Here is an 18,382-nt window from a genome sequence, read left to right as displayed (position 1 = left end):
TGGGGGGCCTGGAACCCGCACGGGTTCCAGGCCCCCCACCGTGGTGATCTCGGACGGACCCCACGGCGGACGATCCGACGTTCCGGTCCTGATCCTCTAGTCCAGGTAGTCGCGCAGGACCTGCGAGCGCGACGGGTGGCGCAGTTTGGACATCGTCTTGGACTCGATCTGACGGATGCGCTCACGCGTGACGCCGTAGACCTTGCCGATCTCGTCCAGGGTCTTCGGCTGGCCGTCGGTGAGGCCGAAGCGCATGGAGACCACGCCCGCCTCACGCTCGGACAGGGTGTCGAGCACGGAGTGCAGCTGCTCCTGGAGGAGCGTGAAGCTCACCGCGTCGGCCGGCACGACGGCCTCGGAGTCCTCGATCAGATCGCCGAACTCGCTGTCGCCGTCCTCGCCCAGCGGGGTGTGCAGGGAGATCGGCTCACGGCCGTACTTCTGGACCTCGATGACCTTCTCGGGGGTCATGTCCAGTTCCTTCGCCAGCTCCTCCGGGGTGGGTTCACGGCCCAGGTCCTGGAGCATCTGGCGCTGCACACGGGCGAGCTTGTTGATGACCTCGACCATGTGCACCGGGATACGGATGGTGCGGGCCTGGTCGGCCATGGCGCGGGTGATCGCCTGACGGATCCACCAGGTGGCGTACGTGGAGAACTTGTAGCCCTTGGTGTAGTCGAACTTCTCGACCGCGCGGATCAGCCCGAGGTTGCCCTCCTGGATCAGGTCCAGGAAGAGCATGCCGCGGCCGGTGTAGCGCTTGGCCAGCGAGACCACGAGCCGGAGGTTGGCCTCCAGCAGGTGGTTCTTGGCGCGGCGGCCGTCCTCGGCGATGATCTCCAGCTCGCGCTTGAGCTTCGGGGCCAGCTTGTCGGAGTTCGCCAGCTTGTCCTCGGCGAACAGGCCGGCCTCGATGCGCTTGGCCAGCTCCACCTCCTGCTCGGCGTTGAGGAGGGGGACCTTTCCGATCTGCTTGAGGTAGTCCTTGACCGGGTCGGCCGTGGCTCCGGCGACCGCGACCTGCTGGGCGGGCGCGTCGTCCTCGTCCTCGTCGGACAGGACGAAGCCCTTGCTCTCGCCCTCGGCCTCTTCGTCGTCGCCCTTGCCACCGGGCTGGACGTCGTCGAGCAGCTCTTCGCCCTCGGCGGGCTCGTCGGCGTCCTTCTTGGACGTGGCCTTCTTGGCCACGGTCTTCTTGGCGGCGGTCTTCTTCGCCGTCGACTTCTTGGCGGCGGTCTTCTTGGCCGCCGTCTTCTTGGCAGGCGCGGTCGCCGCGACCTCTTCGCCGGCCTGTACGTCGACGGTCTCGGCCGTCGGCGCCGCGGTGGCCGCGACGGTCTTCGCCGCGGTCGTCTTGGCCGCGACGGTCTTGGTGGCGGTGCGCTTTGCCGGGCTCTTCGCAGCGACGCTCTTGCGCGAGCGTTTCGGCGACTCCGCGGCACTGACCATCAGCGTCACACCCTCTTCCTCGAGGATCTGGTTGAGGCTGCGCAGAACATTCTTCCACTGGGTTGGCGGAATCTGGTCAGCCTCGAAGGCCCGACGCACGTCATCGCCGGCGATCTGCCCATCAGCCTTTCCCCGTTCGATGAGCGCCATCACAGACTCGGACTCGGCGATCTCCGGCGGGAGCGTACGGGATGTGCTGGCCGACACGAACAACCTCTCGGAACGATGGAAACGGCTTCCGGCTCCACCCATGATCGGGCCGGAGCCGACGACCACCGGGCTGCGGATGTGCCGGTGGCGCGGGCGGTACCTACCCAGGAACTGCACAGCGCCGTGAACGGCAGCTGTATTCCCTCCTCGGTGGTCACCTCTTAGGTCATCGCGCTGTTTCGACGAGTGTTACGCCCAATCCGCGTGGCCCGAGTCACACGACATTCTCGACAAATCAATCAAGACGGACATTCAACATACAATCGTGCCGCCGGACCCGTGGAATCCGGCGACACGATGATGTGTACACCTCCGCCAGCCCGGCCCAGCGGCCGGACGGTCAGTGCTCGCGCGGCGCGGGAACGACGCGCTCCACCTCCGGGTGGACGGTGAGCAGTTGGCGCATGGCGGATTCGGCGGCGTGGGAGTCGCCGGTCGCGAGGGCGTCGACGATCCGCGCGTGGTGGGACAGAGAGACCTCGTTCGGCCGGTCACAGCCCGTGACCGGCCCTCCGGAAACCTGGAGGGCGGAGGAGACGATCCCGGAGAGGTGCTCCAGCATGCGGTTGCCCGCGAGCTGGATGAGCAGGTTGTGGAACTCCGTGTCGGCACGGGAGAAGGTGATCCCGTCACCCTGAGCGAGCGCGTGGCCCATGATCTCGACCATGTCGCCGATCCGCTGCTGGATGTCCTCACGGCCGTGACCGGCGGCGAGGCGGGCGGCGAGGGGCTCGATGGTCCAGCGCAGCTCGCACAGCTCCCGGCGCTGGTCGTCGCGCTGGGGGCCGAAGGCACGCCACTCGATGATGTCGGGGTCCAGCAGATTCCAGTCGCTGACCGGGCGGACCCGGGTGCCGACATTGGGCCGGGCGCTGACCAGGCCTTTGGCCTCCAGGACACGCAGCGACTCGCGTACGACGGTGCGGGAGACCTCGAAGCGCTGGCCGATCTCCTCCGGAACGAGCGGGCGGTCGGCACCCAGATCCCCCGAGACGATCATCTGGCCGAGCTGCTGGACGAGTTGTCCGTGCAGCCCGCGGCCCCGGCTTCCCGCCGCGCGGCGGCTGACCCGGCCGAGTTCGGCGTCGGCACTGTCCCAGGCGGGCGGGGCGACGCGATCGGCGACGGGCGCGTCCCCGTAGGGGTAGCGGTCGAGTTCGCCCGGACCGGCGAGGCCGGAGTCTGCGGGGCGGGCGGTCATCATGGTCTGCGCAAGGGTACTCACGCATCCTTTGTCGGCTCACCCCCCGCAACCCTTGAGGTCTTTGGTGAAAAGCACACGAAAGGGTGATCGGCGCTTCCCCCACAATTGACGACTTATCGGATAGAAGCGGACATTTCACCAAAGCTGCGACGCACTCGCCACAGGCCACCGTCACATCAGCGGCGATTCACTACTCAACCACCACCGAATCACCGCACTCCGATCGATCGTGGTCACCGACGCGCCTTGGGGCGAAGAGCTGTCATCACATACGCGCAGATTAGAACCGACAACGACAACATGAGTGCCACACCGACCGGTTGGGCGACGAGTCGCGCCCCGCTGGTCAGCCAGCCGTCGAGTTGATGCGGCAGTCGCACCCACGCCAGTTCGCGGAGTCTCGCGGGAAGTCCCGCTACCGGCCGGGCCGATGGAACGACGAGCACCTTCTGTACGAGGGGGGCGACGACGACCGGTACGGCGAGGACCGCGGCGACTCCCGCCGCCGTCACCCGGAAGGTTCCGGCCGCGAGCAGCCCGGCCCAGGCGCAGCCGACCGACAGGGCGCCCCAACTGACGGCCGGCGCGGGCCAGTATCCGGGGAGTTCCGTCATCTCGCCTCCGTAGGCGAGACGCAGAGCCTGGGCGTCCACCACGGCGACGAGCAGGGCGATCAGCAGTGCCGCGACGCCCGTCACCAGAAGCTTGGCGAGCAGAAGTCCGAGGCGTCGCGGCACGGTTCCACGCACGGAGGCGAGCGCCGGATAGCGGAATTCCTCGCCGAAGGAGAGCGCCCCGATGAGCCCCGCGCAGAAGGCGGCGGGCGGCAGGGGAAGGAACTCGGGCCAGGCGGCGAGGGCGACCGGCAACGGAGTGCTCCCGGAACGGGCCAGAAGAAGAGAGACGGTTACGGAGGTGAGCACCGCGGCGACCGCGATCAGCGCGGCCGTACGCACCCCGAGGATCCGGCGCAGCTCGTAGCGCACCGGCCGCCGGGGGACCGCCATGGGGCGGAGGCCGGACAGGCGATCAGGGTGTTCTGCGGCCGGGTGTTCAGCGGCGTCGTGGTCCAAGGCCCGGTGTTCCGCGCCTCCGGCTGGGTGTTCCGGGCCCGGCGGGCGGCGATCCCCGCCGTCCGCCGATGACCGTCCGGTCGACGGCGGAGGGGTGCCCGTGTCGCCTGTCTCGTCGGTGAGCCGGTGGACGAGCACTCCGTGCCGGAAGGCCGTTTCGCCCACGTCCGCGCAGGTGCTGCCGTACACGGACAGCAGTCCGCCACCCTCCGTGACCACCTCGACCGAGCGCTGTGCGGCGCGTGCCTCCCGGTGGACGAGATCGGCGAGGCGCACGGCGTGTGGTGTGCGCACGGCGACACGGGGGCGCAGCCGTGTCCGTGAGAACTCCGACGCCTCCTGATCGGCGACGAGCCTGCCCGCGTCGAGGGTGACGACACGGTCCGCGAGACGGGCCGCCTCCTTGGGGTCACCGGTGGTGAGGAGAACCGTTCCACCACTGTCGGCACGGGACCGCAGCAACCCGTACAGCCAGCCGCGTTCACGCGGTGAGAGTCCCTTCGAGGGCTCATCGAGGACAAGCGCCTGGGGGTCGCCGAGCAGCGCGGTGGCGACGCCGAGCCTGCGGTCCATGGCCAGGGGGAGCACGCCGAGCCGCTCGTCGCGGAGGCCCGCCAGCCCCATGGTCTCGATCAACTCGTCGGCGCGCCCCGTGGGAACGCCCTCGGCGGCGCAGAGCATCCGGAGCTGCCCCCGGACCGTCCGCGCGGGGTGGCCCGGTACGTCTCCGAGGAGGACCCCGACCTCCCGGGCGGGATGGGCGATGCGGTGGAGGCGATTCCCCCGGAAGTACGTCACACCCCGGCCGGGTTCGAGGTCCAGCATCAGGCGCAGCGCGGTGGACTTGCCCGCCCCGGCCGCCCCGAGCAGGGCGGTGATCTGTCCGGGTCGGGCCTGGAAGGAGAGATCGTCGACGGCGGGCGGGAGGTCCCGCCGTGGGGCACTGGTCAGTCCGATGGCCTGGAGCATCGCTTCTCTCGCGTAGGGCGGACGGGAGACCGCTCGGCGGCAGGGCGGCCACCCCAGCAAGATAACGCGACATTTCGGACTTTTTGCGCAGCGGGACGGGCACGGGTGTCTCTCCGGCCGCCATCCGGTCCCCATGACGTCCCCGAAGTCCCCGCCATGCCCTCCCGGGCCCGCCCTCCCCTCCCACGGAGTCAGGTGGGGCCGACCTGACCTGTCAGGCCGGTCGGTTTGCGCTCGCCGGGGGCTGTCCGGGCCGATGTTCTCCCGATGCACGGAGCGCGCCGGATACGCCGAAGCCTGTCCGGTCACACCGGACGGTCCCGCGGAACGGTCAGACCTCGGGGCGCAGCATCGGCGGATTGAGCAAGGTGGCCCCGCCCGCCCGGAAGAGCTGGGCGGGCCGGCCTCCCTGACGCGTGGTGGTTCCGCCCGCCGGTACCAGGAACCCGGGCGTACCGGTCACCTTCCGGTGAAAGTTCCTGGGGTCGAGAACCACACCCCACACCGCCTCGTAGACCCTCCGCAGCTCACCGACCGTGAACTCCGGCGGGCAGAACGCCGTGGCCAACGACGAGTACTCGATCTTGGAGCGGGCCCGCTCCACCCCGTCCACCAGAATCCGCGCGTGGTCGAAGGCGAGGGGAGTGGCCTCTCCCTCCCGGCCGAACCCGCCTTCCTGACCGAGCAGATCCGCGACCGGCGCCCAGCGCGCGCTGTTGGCGTCGCCGCCCGCCCTCGGCGCCGGCAGATCGGGAGCCAGCACCAGATGCGCGACGCTGACGACCCTCATCCGGGGGTCCCGTCCGGGATCTCCGTAGGTAGCGAGCTGCTCAAGGTGCGCACCCGCGCCGTCAGGGGCCGGAGAGGCGGGATCATGAGCGTACAGACCGGTCTCCTCGGCCAGCTCCCGTGCCGCCGCGGCCGCCAGATCCTCGTCTCCCCGTACAAAGCCACCGGGCAACGCCCACAGCCCCTGGAACGGCGGCTCTCCTCGGCGTACGACCAGTGCGCAGAGCGCGTGACGGCGCACGGTGAGCACGACCAGGTCGACGGTTACGGCGAAGGGGGGAAAGGCCGACGGGTCGTAGGGAGACATGCCCGCGATCATAGTCGTCTGCCTGACGATAAACACTCCTTTCGATACCGGTGCTGACTCTTCCTTCCGCCCTCCTCGGGGTCACCGCCGGGGCCTCCCCGGGGGCCGTCCGCACCCCCTGTCCGGCCTGTCCCCTGCCTGTGTCCACCTTCCCCGGCCGGTGCCGGCGGCCCCGGTGCCACGGCCCCCGAACACCGCTCTCAGCCGTCGCCCGGGGCGTCCCGGTGAGCTCCGCTCCCCGACTCCTCAGCCGCTCGGGCACGGCTGCCCCCGGACCTGCCGGGGCGCGTCCCGGCAGGCCGGACCGTCTTCTTCCCGGCAGGCGGCCGGACCCTCCGGGCACCGGGACGTCGACGAGAGACTGCGGCCTCCGTTGGGGTCGGACGATGCCCGGGCGCTGTCTCCGCGGCCCCTCGGCCCTCCCCGTCCCCGGGGTTCTCCCGTGTCCCTGCGGAGGCGGCCGCCTCCGCGAACATCCCGGACTGCGCCGGCTCTCCCTGGCTCCTGGACCCACCGGGGTGGGCGGGCTCGGTGGGCGGGGCAAGCCGTGGCGCCGGGGCGGATACGGCCGACCGGTCCGCCGTCCGTGAAGCCCGCTCACCGCGGAGGCACTGGCGCAGCGACTCCGGATCGAGGTTCTCGTTGCACGCCTGGTGGAGCAGACGCGCGAACACATAGTCGGGGTCCTTGCGCAGGGCGAGCCCGATCGCGACCCTGGCGGCCGGTTCGTCGCCGGTCGACCACGCGACCCAGCCCGCGAGGGTGAGCAGCGGGGCGGCGTGCTCGGCGTAGGCACGGACGCAGCGACGGGCCAGCGCCCTCCACAGCCGCAGCGCGGGGGCGGCCTCCGGCCCCTCCATCCATTCCGCCGCGCGGTCCCTGGTCTCCCGGTCCTGGAGCCCGAGAATCACCGCCGCGGCCTCGTCATCGGTGATGAGCCCGTCGTCCACCGCGTCCGCCCCTGCCGGGCCGGGTTCGGCCTGCGACGCCTGAATGCGCCTCAGCAGCCCGAGGGCCAGGGTGATCGTCTCGTCGGCGACCTGCTGCCGCCCGTCTCCGACGAGGATCCTCGGCACGATCGCCGCAGCCGCGTTGTCGAGCGCCTTCTCCTGGGCCCTGGCGGCCGAGGTGGTCCACGGTTCGAGCCGCGCCTCCATCGCCCGCAGGGATCCCCTCACCTGGATCCCCGCGTAGGCCGCGGCTGCCGCCATGACGGACGTGCCGGGGGTGACCAGGGCGGTTCCCTCCAGGGGGCAGCACCTCTCGTCGGGGCAGCAGTAGGACCAGAAGCGGCCGTCGGAGATGCACAGGGCCTCGTACACGGGCACATCGAGTGCGCCGCAGGCGGTTCGCAGCCCCTGCGCGAGGGGGCGCAGCCGCTCCATCACGAGACGGCTCGTCTCACCGTCTCCCGGATCCTGGCAGAGGAAGAGAACGATGCCGTCCGGGCGCGAGCCACAGCGCCGGCTGCCTTCGATCAGGGACTCCGCGAGCTGGCGGGCGATGGGCGGCCATTCGCCGGAGGAACGCGGAATGCCCAGCCGCACTCGCCCTCCGAAGCGCCCGGTGCTGCCGTGCAGAGCGACCATCACGACCGAATCGGTCGGGTGGTAGCCGAACATGTACGGCAGGGCGTCGGCCAGTTCGCCTGGGCCGCGCAGGGTGATCTGTGGTTCGTGAATACGGTCGATGGGTTCGTAGTGCTTGTCCATGGCATGACGGTCTCGTGACCGAACCGGGTCCGCGACCCCCTGTGGACAAGTTATCCACAGGCTTGCGGCTTGGTTCGCGCGTTGTCGGTCCCATCGGGTTGCATGAACTCATGACCAACGCAGACCACGCAGTTCCCGCGGATCTCAGGGCTTCGGCCGACGCCGTGCTCGCGCGCCTCGTCTCGGACGGCACGGGCACCGCCCGGCTGCGAGAGGACCAGTGGCGGGCGATCGAGGCACTCGTCGCCGACAAGCGCCGCGCGCTGGTCGTGCAGCGGACCGGCTGGGGCAAGTCCGCCGTGTACTTCGTCGCGACCTCGCTGCTGCGCAGGCAGGGCAGTGGTCCCACCGTGATCGTCTCCCCGCTCCTCGCGCTCATGCGCAATCAGGTGGAGGCCGCCGCCCGCGCCGGGATCCACGCCAGGACGATCAATTCGTCCAACCCGGAGGAGTGGGAGACGATCCGGGCGGAGGTGGCCGCGGGTGAGGTCGATGTCCTGCTGGTCAGCCCCGAGCGGCTGAACAATCCGGACTTCCGCGACCAGGTGCTGCCCGAGCTGGCCGCCGCTACGGGCCTGCTGGTGGTGGACGAGGCACACTGCATCTCCGACTGGGGGCATGACTTCCGGCCGGACTACCGCCGTCTGCGCACCATGCTGACGGATCTGCCCGCCGATGTGCCGGTGCTGGCGACCACCGCGACGGCCAATGCCCGGGTGACGGCCGATGTCGCCGAGCAGCTGGGCACGGGTGCGGGCACCGACGCGCTGGTGCTGCGAGGGCCGCTCGACCGCGAGAGCCTGAGCCTCGGGGTGCTCCGGCTGCCCGACACGGCCAGCCGCCTCGCGTGGCTGGCCGATCATCTCGGCGAGCTCCCGGGCTCCGGGATCATCTACACCCTGACCGTAGCCGCGGCCGAGGAGGTCACCGCGTATCTGCGGCAGTGCGGCCATACGGTCGCCTCCTACACCGGCCGCACGGAGAACGCTGACCGCCAGCAGGCCGAGGAGGACCTTCTCGCCAACCGTGTCAAGGCCCTGGTCGCCACGTCCGCACTGGGGATGGGCTTCGACAAGCCCGACCTCGGCTTCGTCGTCCATCTCGGCTCCCCTTCCTCCCCCATCGCCTACTACCAGCAGGTGGGCCGTGCGGGCCGCGGAGTGGAGCACGCGGAGGTGCTGTTGCTGCCCGGCAAGGAGGACGAGGCGATCTGGCAGTACTTCGCGTCCGTGGCCTTCCCTCCCGAGGGGCTCGTACGGCGCACCCTCGACGTACTCGCCCAGGCGGACCGGCCGCTCTCCCTGCCCGCCTTGGAGCCCCTGGTCGAGCTGCGGCGGACGCGGCTGGAGACCATGCTCAAAGTCCTCGACGTGGACGGCGCCGTGCGCCGGGTGAAGGGCGGCTGGACCTCCACGGGCCGGCCCTGGTCGTACGACTCCGAGCGGTATGCCTGGGTCGCCCGGCAACGGGAGTCCGAGCAGCACGCGATGCGGGAGTACGCGCGGTCGACGGCGTGCCGGATGGAGTTCCTGCGCCGCCAGCTGGACGACGAGGAAGCCGCTCCCTGCGGTCGCTGTGACAACTGCGCGGGAAGCCGGTTCAGCGACAAGGTCTCCGACGCCGCGCTGGACGCCGCGCGAGGGGAGCTGAGCAGGCCGGGTGTGGAGGTGGAGCCCCGCAGGATGTGGCCGACCGGGCTGGCCGCCGTCGGTGTCTCGCTCAAGGGCCGTATTCCCGAAGGCGAACAGGCGTTCCCGGGCCGGGCGCTGGGGCGGCTCTCCGATATCGGCTGGGGCAACCGGCTGCGTCCACTGCTGGCGCCCCAGGCGCCCGACGGTCCCGTTCAGGACGAAGTGGTCAGCGCGGTGGTGACCGTGCTCGCCGACTGGGCCAGAGGACCGGGCGGCTGGGCGTCCGGTGCGGCCGACGCGCCCGCCCGGCCGGTCGGAGTGGTCACCGTGGCGTCCCGCGGCAGGCCCCGGCTGGTCTCCTCACTCGGCGCACGGATCGCCGAGGTCGGCCGTATGCCTCTGCTGGGTTCGGTGGAGTACGCCTCCGGCAGTCCGGACGGTCGGCCCTCACGGACGAACAGCGCCCAGCGGGTGCGCGCCCTGCACGAGGCGTTCACGGTACCGGCCGATCTTGCCGAGGCCCTCACCAGGGCGGACGGTTCCGTGCTGCTGGTCGACGATCTGTCCGACAGCGGCTGGACTTTGGCCGTCGCGGCGCGTTTGCTGCGCAGATCTGGCGCGAAGGGGGTGTTTCCCCTGGTCCTGGCGGTTCAGGCGTGACCCGAGGGTCGCATGGAAGGGGTCTCCGTTGAAGTTGATGGGCAGGGATATCAGAGTCATACCCCCCGATTCCTGTCAGTGGGATCGAATTGCTCGTTGCCGCAATCGGACCGGACAGGAAGAATTGAAGTGCTCCCCGCACCGCCCGTCTGCGATCCGCATGGGCTGTGCCGTGGTGCGCCCTCACCCGACCCTGCCCGCACTGTGGGCGCGTATGCGAAGGGAGGAACGTGACCTTCGGATTCGCTTCGTCCGCAGCCACTTCGATGACCAACTCCGCCAACCGCCTGGCCAGGATGCTCGAACCCGCGGAGTGGGCGGCTGCCGGGATCCCGCTGCTGCGCAACCCCCGAGAGGTGGTCAGCGGGCTGCACACCCGGCACAGGCCCACGCCGGCGACGGCTGTCGTCGCCGTCCTCGACCCCGAGGAACGGCTTGCCGCCAGCGCCTCGTTCGCCCGGCGTTCCGCCCCCGTGGACGGTTGGGAGTTCCGGAATGCGCTGCTGGCTCATCTGCGCCGTGTGATCCCGCACGATCTGCGCCGCCGTACTCCGGTACGTACGGCCGTCCTGCTCTACTGCCGTGAAGGCGACGAGCGCTGGACAGAGGAGGACGGCGCCTGGATGTGGGGACTGCGGGACGCCTGCACCCTGCACGGGCTGCGTTGTGGGGCGTACATCACGCTGACACGCGGTGGCTGGCAGGTACTGGGCGAGGGGCGGGGCGGCCGCCGTCCCAACTCGACCTCGTCACCGGGTGATCTGGTCGGCACCGTGGTGAGTGAGCCGCTGGAGCTCCGTACCGCCAGCGGCGCACCGGAAGCCCTCCGCCGCTCGGCGGCGCGCTGACCGCCTCCGGGCACTGCCCGGAGGTGCCCCGCCGGCCCGGACGCAAGTAGCAGCCACCGCTCCCCGGCCGGAACACTCCGGCCGGGACGGGTCGCCCATCGCCGATCCGGTAGGTGCCCGCCCGCGCACTCCACACCGAACGGAAATGCGGCACGGTACCTGCCGGACGGGGCAGCGGCCCCCGGGCAGGACGGACCGCCCGCCGTGCCGTGCTCTGCTGTCCACCGCCCCGGACATCCGGATGCCGCCCGGCCGTATGGCCGGGCTCGGTCCGGCGTGCCTGTACGGGTCAGACGCCCGCGCCGAGCAGGGCGTTGATCCGCTTGGGGTCGCCGCACACGATCAGCAGTGCGGCGGCCTTCCTCATCGCCGTCGGCAGCACACGGGCCGCTTCGTCGTCGGTACCGCCGTTGAGCGCGACGACGACCACGGGGCGGGACGAAGCACGGTCCACGGAGGTGGCGTCGGCGTAGAACACATCGTCGCCGGCATCGTGCTGGGCCCAGTACGCGGCCTCCCCGAAGGAGAGTTCATGGGCCGCCCACGGATGTCGTTCACCGGTGGTGAGTACGAGGACGTCACTCGGTGCCCGACCTGTGTCGAGCAGCAGGTCGACCGTCTCGTCGGCGGCGTCGAGCGCGCCGTCCACGGGAGCGGGGATCAGCTGGATCTGCGGCTGGGAACGGTTCTCCGGGCGGGCGGCCTGCGGCTTTCCGGCGGAGGTGTGCGTACGCTGCGGCGGCGCGGGCCGGGCCGCACCGGGCCCCGGCTGTCCGGGACGCGGGGTGGCGGTGGAACGCGGACCAGGTACGGGACGAGGGGTCGGCGCGGTACGGCCGGCAGCCGGCGTGGCGCGGGGACCCTGGGCGCTCTCGTGAATCTGAGGCTCCTCGGGGGTGAGAGGCATGGGTGGATGTCTATCAAATGCGGGTTCGAACGGCATAGGCGGGTGGGCACATAACCGCGACTTCCCTGTCGGCAGGGCCAGTTCAGAAATCGAAGCCGAGCTGCCCCCCGCTCTCCAGTGCTACCGCCTCCGCGGGGAGCCGGATCTTCTTCAGATGCCGCCACTTCGGCAGTGCGTCGAGGTAGGCCCAGGAAAGCCGGTGGTACGGGGTGGGCCCCAGCTCGGCGAGGGCGGCTTTGTGCACAGGGGAGGGATAACCGGCGTTGGTGGCGAACGCATAGCCGGCGAACTCGGCGGGCAGTTCCGCCATCATCGCGTCACGGCGCACCTTGGCGATCACCGAGGCGGCGGCGACCGCGACACAGGACTGGTCACCCTTGATGACCGTACGAACGCGCCAGGGCCCACCGAGGTAGTCGTGCTTGCCGTCCAGGATCACGGCATCGGGGCGCACGGGAAGGGTTTCCAGCGCCCGGGAGGCAGCCAGCCGCAGCGCGGCGGTCATCCCCAGTTCGTCGATCTCCTCGGGCGAGGCGTGCCCCAGCGCGTACGCCGTGACCCATCGCTCCAGCTCGACGACAAGCTCCTCACGGCGCTTCTGCGTGAGGAGCTTGGAGTCGGTGAGCCCGGTGGGAGGGCGGCGCAGTCCGGTGATCGCGGCGCACACCGTGACCGGACCGGCCCATGCCCCACGCCCGACCTCGTCGACACCGGCAATGATCTTGGCGCCGGTGGTCGCCCGGATCGACCGCTCGACTCTGTGTGTGGGTGGTTCGTACGCCATGGCGCCAGCAAGGTTACGCCGCCCTCCCCTGCCTGTGACAACCGGATTGCGCTCAGGGCTCGGCAGCGACGCCCGGGGCGGCCGCGCCCAAGGAACCCGACGTTCCGGAACGGGTGCCGAAGGCGCGATTCGGGGAGCAGTCACTCCTCACGGGGCACAAGGAGGGGAATCAGGACCTGATCGATCATTTCGGCGATCTCGGGATCCGGCCATTCGCTGCCGCACACCTTTGAGCGGTACAGCATCAGACCTGGAATCACCTCGAAGACCATGTCGCCCCTGGCGTCGGCGCGGACATCACCCCGCACGATTCCACGGCTGACCACCTCCCGGAACAGCCTCATGGAGGGTTCGACCACCTGGCGCCTGATCACGGTCTGGAACTTCTCCGCCGTGGACGTATCGCATTCGTGAAGGACCGAACGAAGCGCGAATCCCGGCCGGGAGTACATCGAGTCCCGCATCCGGCGGCACAGCTGGAGGAGATCCTCGCGGATGGCCCCGTGGTCGGGGACCTCGTCCAAGGGCGGCAGCCCCGCCCGCAGAGCATCGGCGACGAGGTCGCTCTTGGACGGCCAGCGCCGGTAGACGGCGGCCTTTCCGGTCTGCGCCTGAGCCGCGACACCTTCCATGGTGAGCCCGTTCCAGCCGACCGTGCTCAGTTGCTCCAGTGCGGCGTCGAGGATGGCACGCTCCAGCACCGGCCCTCGACGGCGCGGCGCGGCCGGCGAACTCTCACCTGCGGCCTTCCAGCGCGAATTGACCATCGCCTTCTCTCCGTTGGGGACGGATTTTCAGTGAACGCTTGCGTTCACTGAAGGGGACTCCCTACGGTTGACGGGGCAGTGAACGCCTTCGTTCACTAAATTGCGTGGGGAGTTCCGTGACAACCTCTCAGTTAACAACTACCAGCAAACCAGGGGCGGCTCGCAGACAAGGGCGCCCCGGTATCGCGCTCGCCGTGATCGCCGCCCTCCAGCTCATGGTGGTCCTCGACACCACCATCGTGAACATCGCCCTCCCTCATATCCAGGGAGCACTGGAGTTCACCACCACCCAGCTGTCCTGGGTGGTCAATGCCTACACCCTGACCTTCGGCGGCCTCCTGCTGCTCGGTGGCAGAGCGGGCGACATCCTGGGCCGCCGCCGGGTCTTCATCTTCGGTGTGCTGCTGTTCACCTTCGCCTCGCTGCTGTGCGGCATAGCCCAGGAGCCCTGGCAGATGCTCGCGGCCCGCGCCCTCCAGGGCGTCGGGGGAGCGATCGCGTCGCCGACGGCTCTCGCGCTGATCACCACGACCTTCAGCGAAGGGCCGGAGCGCAACCGCGCCTTCGGTATCTTCGCCGCGGTATCGGCCAGCGGTGCCGCCATCGGGCTCCTGGCGGGCGGCATGCTCACCGAGTGGCTGGACTGGCGCTGGGTGTTCTATGTGAACCTGCCGATCGGCATCCTGATCGCCGCCCTCGCGCCGATGTTCATCAATGAGTCCGAACGCCACTCGGGCCGGTTCGACATCGTGGGCGCGCTGACGTCGACCGTGGGCATGGCAGCACTGGTCTACGGCTTCGTCCGCGCGGCGGACGACGGCTGGAGGGACGGGCTCACCCTGGCCTCCTTCGGCCTCGCCGTGGGGCTGCTCACCACCTTCATCCTGGTGGAACGCGGGGCCCGTGAGCCGATCACCCCCCTGCGGATGTTCGCCGACCGCAACCGCTCGGGCACCTATCTGATCATGATGAGCCTCGCCGCGGCGATGTTCGGCATGTTCTTCTTCATCGTGCTGTTCGTGCAAAACGTCCTCGGCTACAGCCCCATCAGCTCCGGGCTTGCGTTTCTGCCGGTCACAGCCATGATCGTGACCGCGGCCGGGCTCTCGTCCCGGCTGCTCCCGGTGCTGGGCCCCAAACCTTTCCTGGTGTCCGGCGCCACCCTCACCGGTGTGGGCATGGCCTGGCTGACCGCCTTGAAGCCCGACAGCTCATACGTGGGCGGGGTGCTGGGACCGATGCTGTTCTTCGGCTTCGGTATGGGGCTGGTCTTTGTCACGGCGACACTCACGGCTGTTTCGGGGGTGGCCCAGCATGAATCGGGCGCCGCCTCCAGTCTGCTCAACGCTACACAGATGGTCGGCGGTTCCCTGGGTCTGTCGATTCTGATGACCGTCTTCAGTACCGCGGGCCGGGAGGAAACGGAGCGGCAGCTCCCGTCATTCCTCGCGGAATCGACTCCGGCGCAGAAGGCCGTCTTCTCCGAGACGAAGCAACTGCCACCCCCCTGGGGTCATCAGGTGCTCGCAGAAGGCATCGCGACCGCGTTCTGGGCGGGTGTGGGGCTCGTCGGCCTCGCCGTCGTCACGGCCCTGTTCGTCATCCGCGTCCGCAAGAGCGACCTCGACGCGCTCAGCGGCGGATCCGGGCCCGGTGGTCACGTCGCCTGACTCGGCGGTAAGGGCCGTATACCAAAGGCCCGGCCCTTACTCGCGCTGTACGCGCAGGTGGGGTCGGGCCCCATCCGGGTTCCGGGTCACCCGCAGGGGCCGCCGGAGACCCTGAGGGTCGGGCCGGCGCCTTCCCCACGGTCCGGCGGGCCGGGAGACCGCGGCGAGCGGAACGCCCATGCATGGCTGATCCCGGGCCGCGTATCCGCCGCACCGGATAGGAACGAGGCTCCTGCTATGCGCGCGTGAGGCCGTACGTCCGCCTCCGGTCAGTACCTGTCCCGCCGCAACCAGGCCGGCAAGTCCTCGGTCCGCTCCAGCCACTGAGCCGGAGGCCCACCCGCCTGGCCCGCCGCGATCACTCCGCAGGCGATGGCACAGGTGGTGTCGACATCCCCGCCCACCTGCGCGGTCGTCCAGAAGCCACGCTCGAAGCCGTCGAGCGCCCTGGCCGCCGACCACAGCGCGAACGGCACCGTGTCGTGGGCGCTCGTCCGCCGACCACTGCCCAGTACGGCGGCGACGGTTCCCGCGTCGTCGTAGTCGAGCATGTCCCGCGCCCGCCGGAGCCCGGCACCCACGGCACTGCGCGGCACGAGCGCGATGACACCGTCGAGCAGCTCGCGCGGTCCCGGCGGGCCCGCCGAAGCGGCGGCCAACGCGGCCGCGGCCGCCACCGCCATCGCGCCCACCACGGCCTCGCGGTGCTGATGCGTGGTGTACGAGGAGATCTCGGCCTGATGCGTGGCCTGCTCGGGGTCATCGGCGTACCAGGCACCGAGAGGGGCGATGCGCATCGCGGAGCCATTGCCCCAGGAACCCTGCCCCTGGAAGAGTCCCGCGGCGAGTTCTCGCCAGTCGCCCCCTTCCCTGACCAGTCTGAGCATACGGTTGACCGCAGGGCCGTAACCGCGATCGAAGTCGTGGTGGTCGGCGAACGAACGGGCCAGCGCGTCCTGGTCCACCCGGCCGTGATCAGCCAGCACGGCCAGCACAGAGCAGGCCATTTCGGTGTCGTCGGTCCACTGCCAGGTGCCCGTCGGCAGCTCACGCCGCTTCAGAAGGGGGTAATTCGACGGTACGAAGAACTGGGAGCCCAAGGCGTCTCCCACGGACAGTCCCCGCAGGCTACCCAGGGCGCGTTCGAAGCGCCGGTCGAGAGTGGAGTCGGTCATCTTCATGCCACTCTATCCGGTGACGTCGTACGGTTCGGGGGTGCGCCAGCGATCGAACGGCCGGTCAAGGGTGTAGCGCCCGTCCTCACCGAGTTCCAGCACCCGGATCTCCCCGTTGCCCGGGTTGGAGAGCGACTCGAAGTCCGCGACCGTCCAGTGGAACCAGCGCATACAGAACAGCCGCATGGTCAGTCCATGGGTCACCAGCAGCACATTCGGCGGATGGTCGGGCGACGCGAAGCTCCGGTGGAGGGTTTCCAGGAAAGCCCCGACCCTGTCGTACACATCGGCTCCGGACTCCCCCTGGGCGAAGCGGTAGAAGAAATGCCCGTAGGCGTCGCGGTACGTCTTCTGCAGCTCCACGTCGTTCTTGTCCTGCCAGTTTCCCCAGTCCTGCTCACGCAGGCGAGGCTCCTCCCGTACCCGTACGAGCCCGGGATCGAGACCGAAGGCCCGGAAGGTGTCGTGGGTTCGCCGGTAGGGAGAGACATAGACACTGACACGCTCCTGCCCGAACAGCTCGCGCAGCCGCGCCCCGGCCTGCTCGGCCTGGGCTCGCCCGGTGCCGGTGAGTCTCAGGGCATGGTCGGGCTCCCGCTCGTACACGGTGTTGTCGGCGTTCCCCTCCGACTCCCCGTGCCGGACGAGAACGATGCGTCGCGGTCTTGCCATACCTCGACCCTAGATCGAGCCGCATCCGGACGGGCGACCCAAGCACGCCCTTACGCTGTACAAGATCGGTGACATGCAGCACACCGGCGCCGTCCGGAGGGGTACACCGGGGACGGAGCCGGAAGCTCCGTCCCTGCCCCCCCGGCCGAGCCCCCTGGCACGGATCCGGGTTCAGACGGTCCATGAGGGTTCGAGCTGCACCACATCACCGGCGAGCGCCACGACATCGGCCTCGGTCTGGGCACGCACGAGCAGCCGCTCCACCCGCTCGCGGCGGTACTTGCCGTGCTCGGCCTCGGACTGCCACATCGACATCACCAGAAACTCGTTCTCCGGAGCCTCACCGAAGAGCCCGCGCACCATTCCCGGCGATCCGGCCATCGCCGGATTCCACACCTTCTCCTGCATGAGCGCGTAGTGCTCGACCCGGTCCGCACGAACCTTGCAGTGCGCGACCCGGACCACGTCGACTCCGGTGAACCGCGGTTCGAACCCCGTCTTCACTTCGAGTCGGTAGTCGAACAGCTTGACCTGGGAGTCCTTGTACGTCCCCGACTGGCCGGAAGCGAGCCGGTCATGGGACCGCGCCATAAAAGAGTCGTAGAACGCCCTGCTCTCCCAGAAGGCGAAGACATGGGCGACATGAGGCCGCGCCTTGCTCCATCCACCGCCCTGTCCCCGAAATCCCGGCTCACCCAGCAGCCCCGCCCATTTCCGCTGCCCCCGCTCGAACCCATGACGGTCCACCACGGTGCAGCGAATCCACTTCACCAGCACCGCGCCATCGTACGGCCCGGAACGTGGCCCCCGTCACTGTCCCGGCGAGTGCGCTCCCTCCGGCGTCCGGAATCAGCAACCCCCACTTGAGGTGTGACCGGGGCCCGCGGTGGCGTACACCGGACATCTCCTCGCGGCGGCCCCGCCCAGCGGCTACGGTCAATAGACGGAGAACTCCTGGCAGTTACGGGGAAAGGAATACTGGTGAGCAGCCTGAACAAGGGCGTCGGCACAGTGGAAGTGGCCCTCAGCTGGGATCCGAGCCCGCTGGGCGAGGCGCATCACGACCTCGACCTCGTCGCGGCGACCTACCGGACGGACGCCCCCTCCGGCCCCCCGGCGTATGTCGTCCACTTCGACAGCCGGTCGCCCGACGGCACCATCACCCTGACCAGGGACAGCAAGACGGGACAGGGGTTCGGTTCGGACGAGGTGCTGAAGCTGGAGTTCCACCGGCTCTCGTCCGAATACGGGCGAGTGGTGATCGGTGTGGTCATCCAGCAGCGAGATGGCCGCCGGGTGTTCAGCGATGTGGCGAACCCCCTGGTCAAGGTGGCGGAGGGCCACACGGAGCTGCGGAAGAACGACTTCTCGGAGATCGCGGGGGCGACCGCGGCGGTCATAGGCGAGTTCGTGCGCTCCGAGTCGGGCGGCTGGCAGTTCAGAGAACTCGTCCGCGGATTCGACGCCGACCCCGGCGCCTTCATCGACCTGATGGGCCGCGCCTGAGGACCCGCGGCTGGGCCGGGCGGCCCTGCGATCCACTCGCGGGGCGGAG

Annotated in this window: 15 protein-coding genes; 4 read left to right on the top strand and 11 right to left on the bottom strand. The window is 69.9% G+C overall.

The window, feature by feature from the left end; all coding sequences use genetic code 11:
• Positions 1-96: 96 nt before the first annotated feature.
• From ACIBCM_RS28265 to ACIBCM_RS28245, 5 genes are all read right to left on the bottom strand, one after another.
• Complete coding sequence (locus ACIBCM_RS28265; RefSeq protein ID WP_399247997.1) at positions 97-1,656, bottom strand: RNA polymerase sigma factor; 1,560 nt, start codon at positions 1,654-1,656, stop codon at positions 97-99.
• Positions 1,657-1,999: 343 nt separating this feature from the next.
• Positions 2,000-2,884 carry a FadR/GntR family transcriptional regulator gene (locus ACIBCM_RS28260; protein ID WP_399247996.1) on the bottom strand — a complete coding sequence of 295 codons (885 nt, stop codon included), beginning with the start codon at positions 2,882-2,884 and terminating at the stop codon, positions 2,000-2,002.
• A 212-nt stretch (positions 2,885-3,096) separates the two neighbouring features.
• A complete protein-coding gene (locus ACIBCM_RS28255) occupies positions 3,097-4,905 on the bottom strand; it encodes an ATP-binding cassette domain-containing protein (protein WP_399247994.1) in 1,809 nt (602 codons plus the stop codon).
• A gap of 331 nt (positions 4,906-5,236) precedes the next feature.
• Complete coding sequence (locus ACIBCM_RS28250; protein ID WP_399247993.1) at positions 5,237-6,001, bottom strand: NUDIX domain-containing protein; 765 nt, start codon at positions 5,999-6,001, stop codon at positions 5,237-5,239.
• Between the two features lie 200 nt (positions 6,002-6,201).
• Positions 6,202-7,713, bottom strand: a complete 1,512-nt coding sequence (locus tag ACIBCM_RS28245) for a DUF4192 domain-containing protein (RefSeq protein WP_399247991.1) — start codon at positions 7,711-7,713, stop codon at positions 6,202-6,204.
• Between the two features lie 110 nt (positions 7,714-7,823).
• Here ACIBCM_RS28245 and ACIBCM_RS28240 point away from each other — a divergent pair, with 110 nt between their 5' ends.
• Positions 7,824-10,004, top strand: a complete 2,181-nt coding sequence (locus ACIBCM_RS28240) for a RecQ family ATP-dependent DNA helicase (RefSeq protein ID WP_399247989.1) — start codon at positions 7,824-7,826, stop codon at positions 10,002-10,004.
• Positions 10,005-10,234: 230 nt separating this feature from the next.
• Entirely contained in the window at positions 10,235-10,852 is a 618-nt protein-coding gene (locus ACIBCM_RS28235) for a hypothetical protein (protein ID WP_399247987.1), read from the top strand.
• 289 nt (positions 10,853-11,141) lie between these two features.
• Here the strand turns inward: ACIBCM_RS28235 and ACIBCM_RS28230 are convergent, their stop codons facing one another.
• From ACIBCM_RS28230 to ACIBCM_RS28220, 3 genes are all read right to left on the bottom strand, one after another.
• Positions 11,142-11,759, bottom strand: coding sequence for a hypothetical protein (locus ACIBCM_RS28230; RefSeq protein WP_399247985.1), 618 nt, complete (start codon positions 11,757-11,759; stop codon positions 11,142-11,144).
• A gap of 82 nt (positions 11,760-11,841) precedes the next feature.
• Positions 11,842-12,543 (bottom strand): ribonuclease HII, encoded by a 702-nt coding sequence (locus tag ACIBCM_RS28225; RefSeq protein WP_399247983.1) that lies wholly within the window; start codon positions 12,541-12,543, stop codon positions 11,842-11,844.
• Positions 12,544-12,683: 140 nt separating this feature from the next.
• Positions 12,684-13,310 carry a TetR/AcrR family transcriptional regulator gene (locus tag ACIBCM_RS28220; protein ID WP_399247981.1) on the bottom strand — a complete coding sequence of 209 codons (627 nt, stop codon included), beginning with the start codon at positions 13,308-13,310 and terminating at the stop codon, positions 12,684-12,686.
• Positions 13,311-13,426: 116 nt separating this feature from the next.
• On the opposite strand from ACIBCM_RS28220, the gene ACIBCM_RS28215 reads away from it, so the two are divergent.
• Positions 13,427-14,980: an MFS transporter gene (locus ACIBCM_RS28215; protein ID WP_399247978.1), complete on the top strand. Its 1,554-nt coding sequence runs from the start codon at positions 13,427-13,429 to the stop codon at positions 14,978-14,980.
• Positions 14,981-15,249: 269 nt separating this feature from the next.
• Here ACIBCM_RS28215 and ACIBCM_RS28210 read toward each other — a convergent pair whose 3' ends face one another.
• The 3 genes from ACIBCM_RS28210 to ACIBCM_RS28200 form a co-directional block, all read right to left on the bottom strand.
• Positions 15,250-16,155, bottom strand: coding sequence for an ADP-ribosylglycohydrolase family protein (locus ACIBCM_RS28210; RefSeq protein WP_399247977.1), 906 nt, complete (start codon positions 16,153-16,155; stop codon positions 15,250-15,252).
• A gap of 12 nt (positions 16,156-16,167) precedes the next feature.
• Entirely contained in the window at positions 16,168-16,827 is a 660-nt protein-coding gene (locus ACIBCM_RS28205; protein ID WP_399247975.1) for a histidine phosphatase family protein, read from the bottom strand.
• Between the two features lie 171 nt (positions 16,828-16,998).
• On the bottom strand, positions 16,999-17,604 hold the full coding sequence (locus tag ACIBCM_RS28200; protein ID WP_399247973.1) for a YdbC family protein: 606 nt from the start codon (positions 17,602-17,604) through the stop codon (positions 16,999-17,001).
• A gap of 204 nt (positions 17,605-17,808) precedes the next feature.
• Between ACIBCM_RS28200 and ACIBCM_RS28195 the strand changes: the two genes are divergently transcribed.
• Positions 17,809-18,333, top strand: a complete 525-nt coding sequence (locus ACIBCM_RS28195) for a TerD family protein (protein ID WP_399247971.1) — start codon at positions 17,809-17,811, stop codon at positions 18,331-18,333.
• Positions 18,334-18,382: the final 49 nt, after the last annotated feature.

The organism is Streptomyces sp. NPDC051018, from assembly GCF_044456085.1.
GTDB lineage: Bacteria > Actinomycetota > Actinomycetes > Streptomycetales > Streptomycetaceae > Streptomyces.
This window is presented reverse-complemented; position numbering and strand designations above follow the sequence as displayed.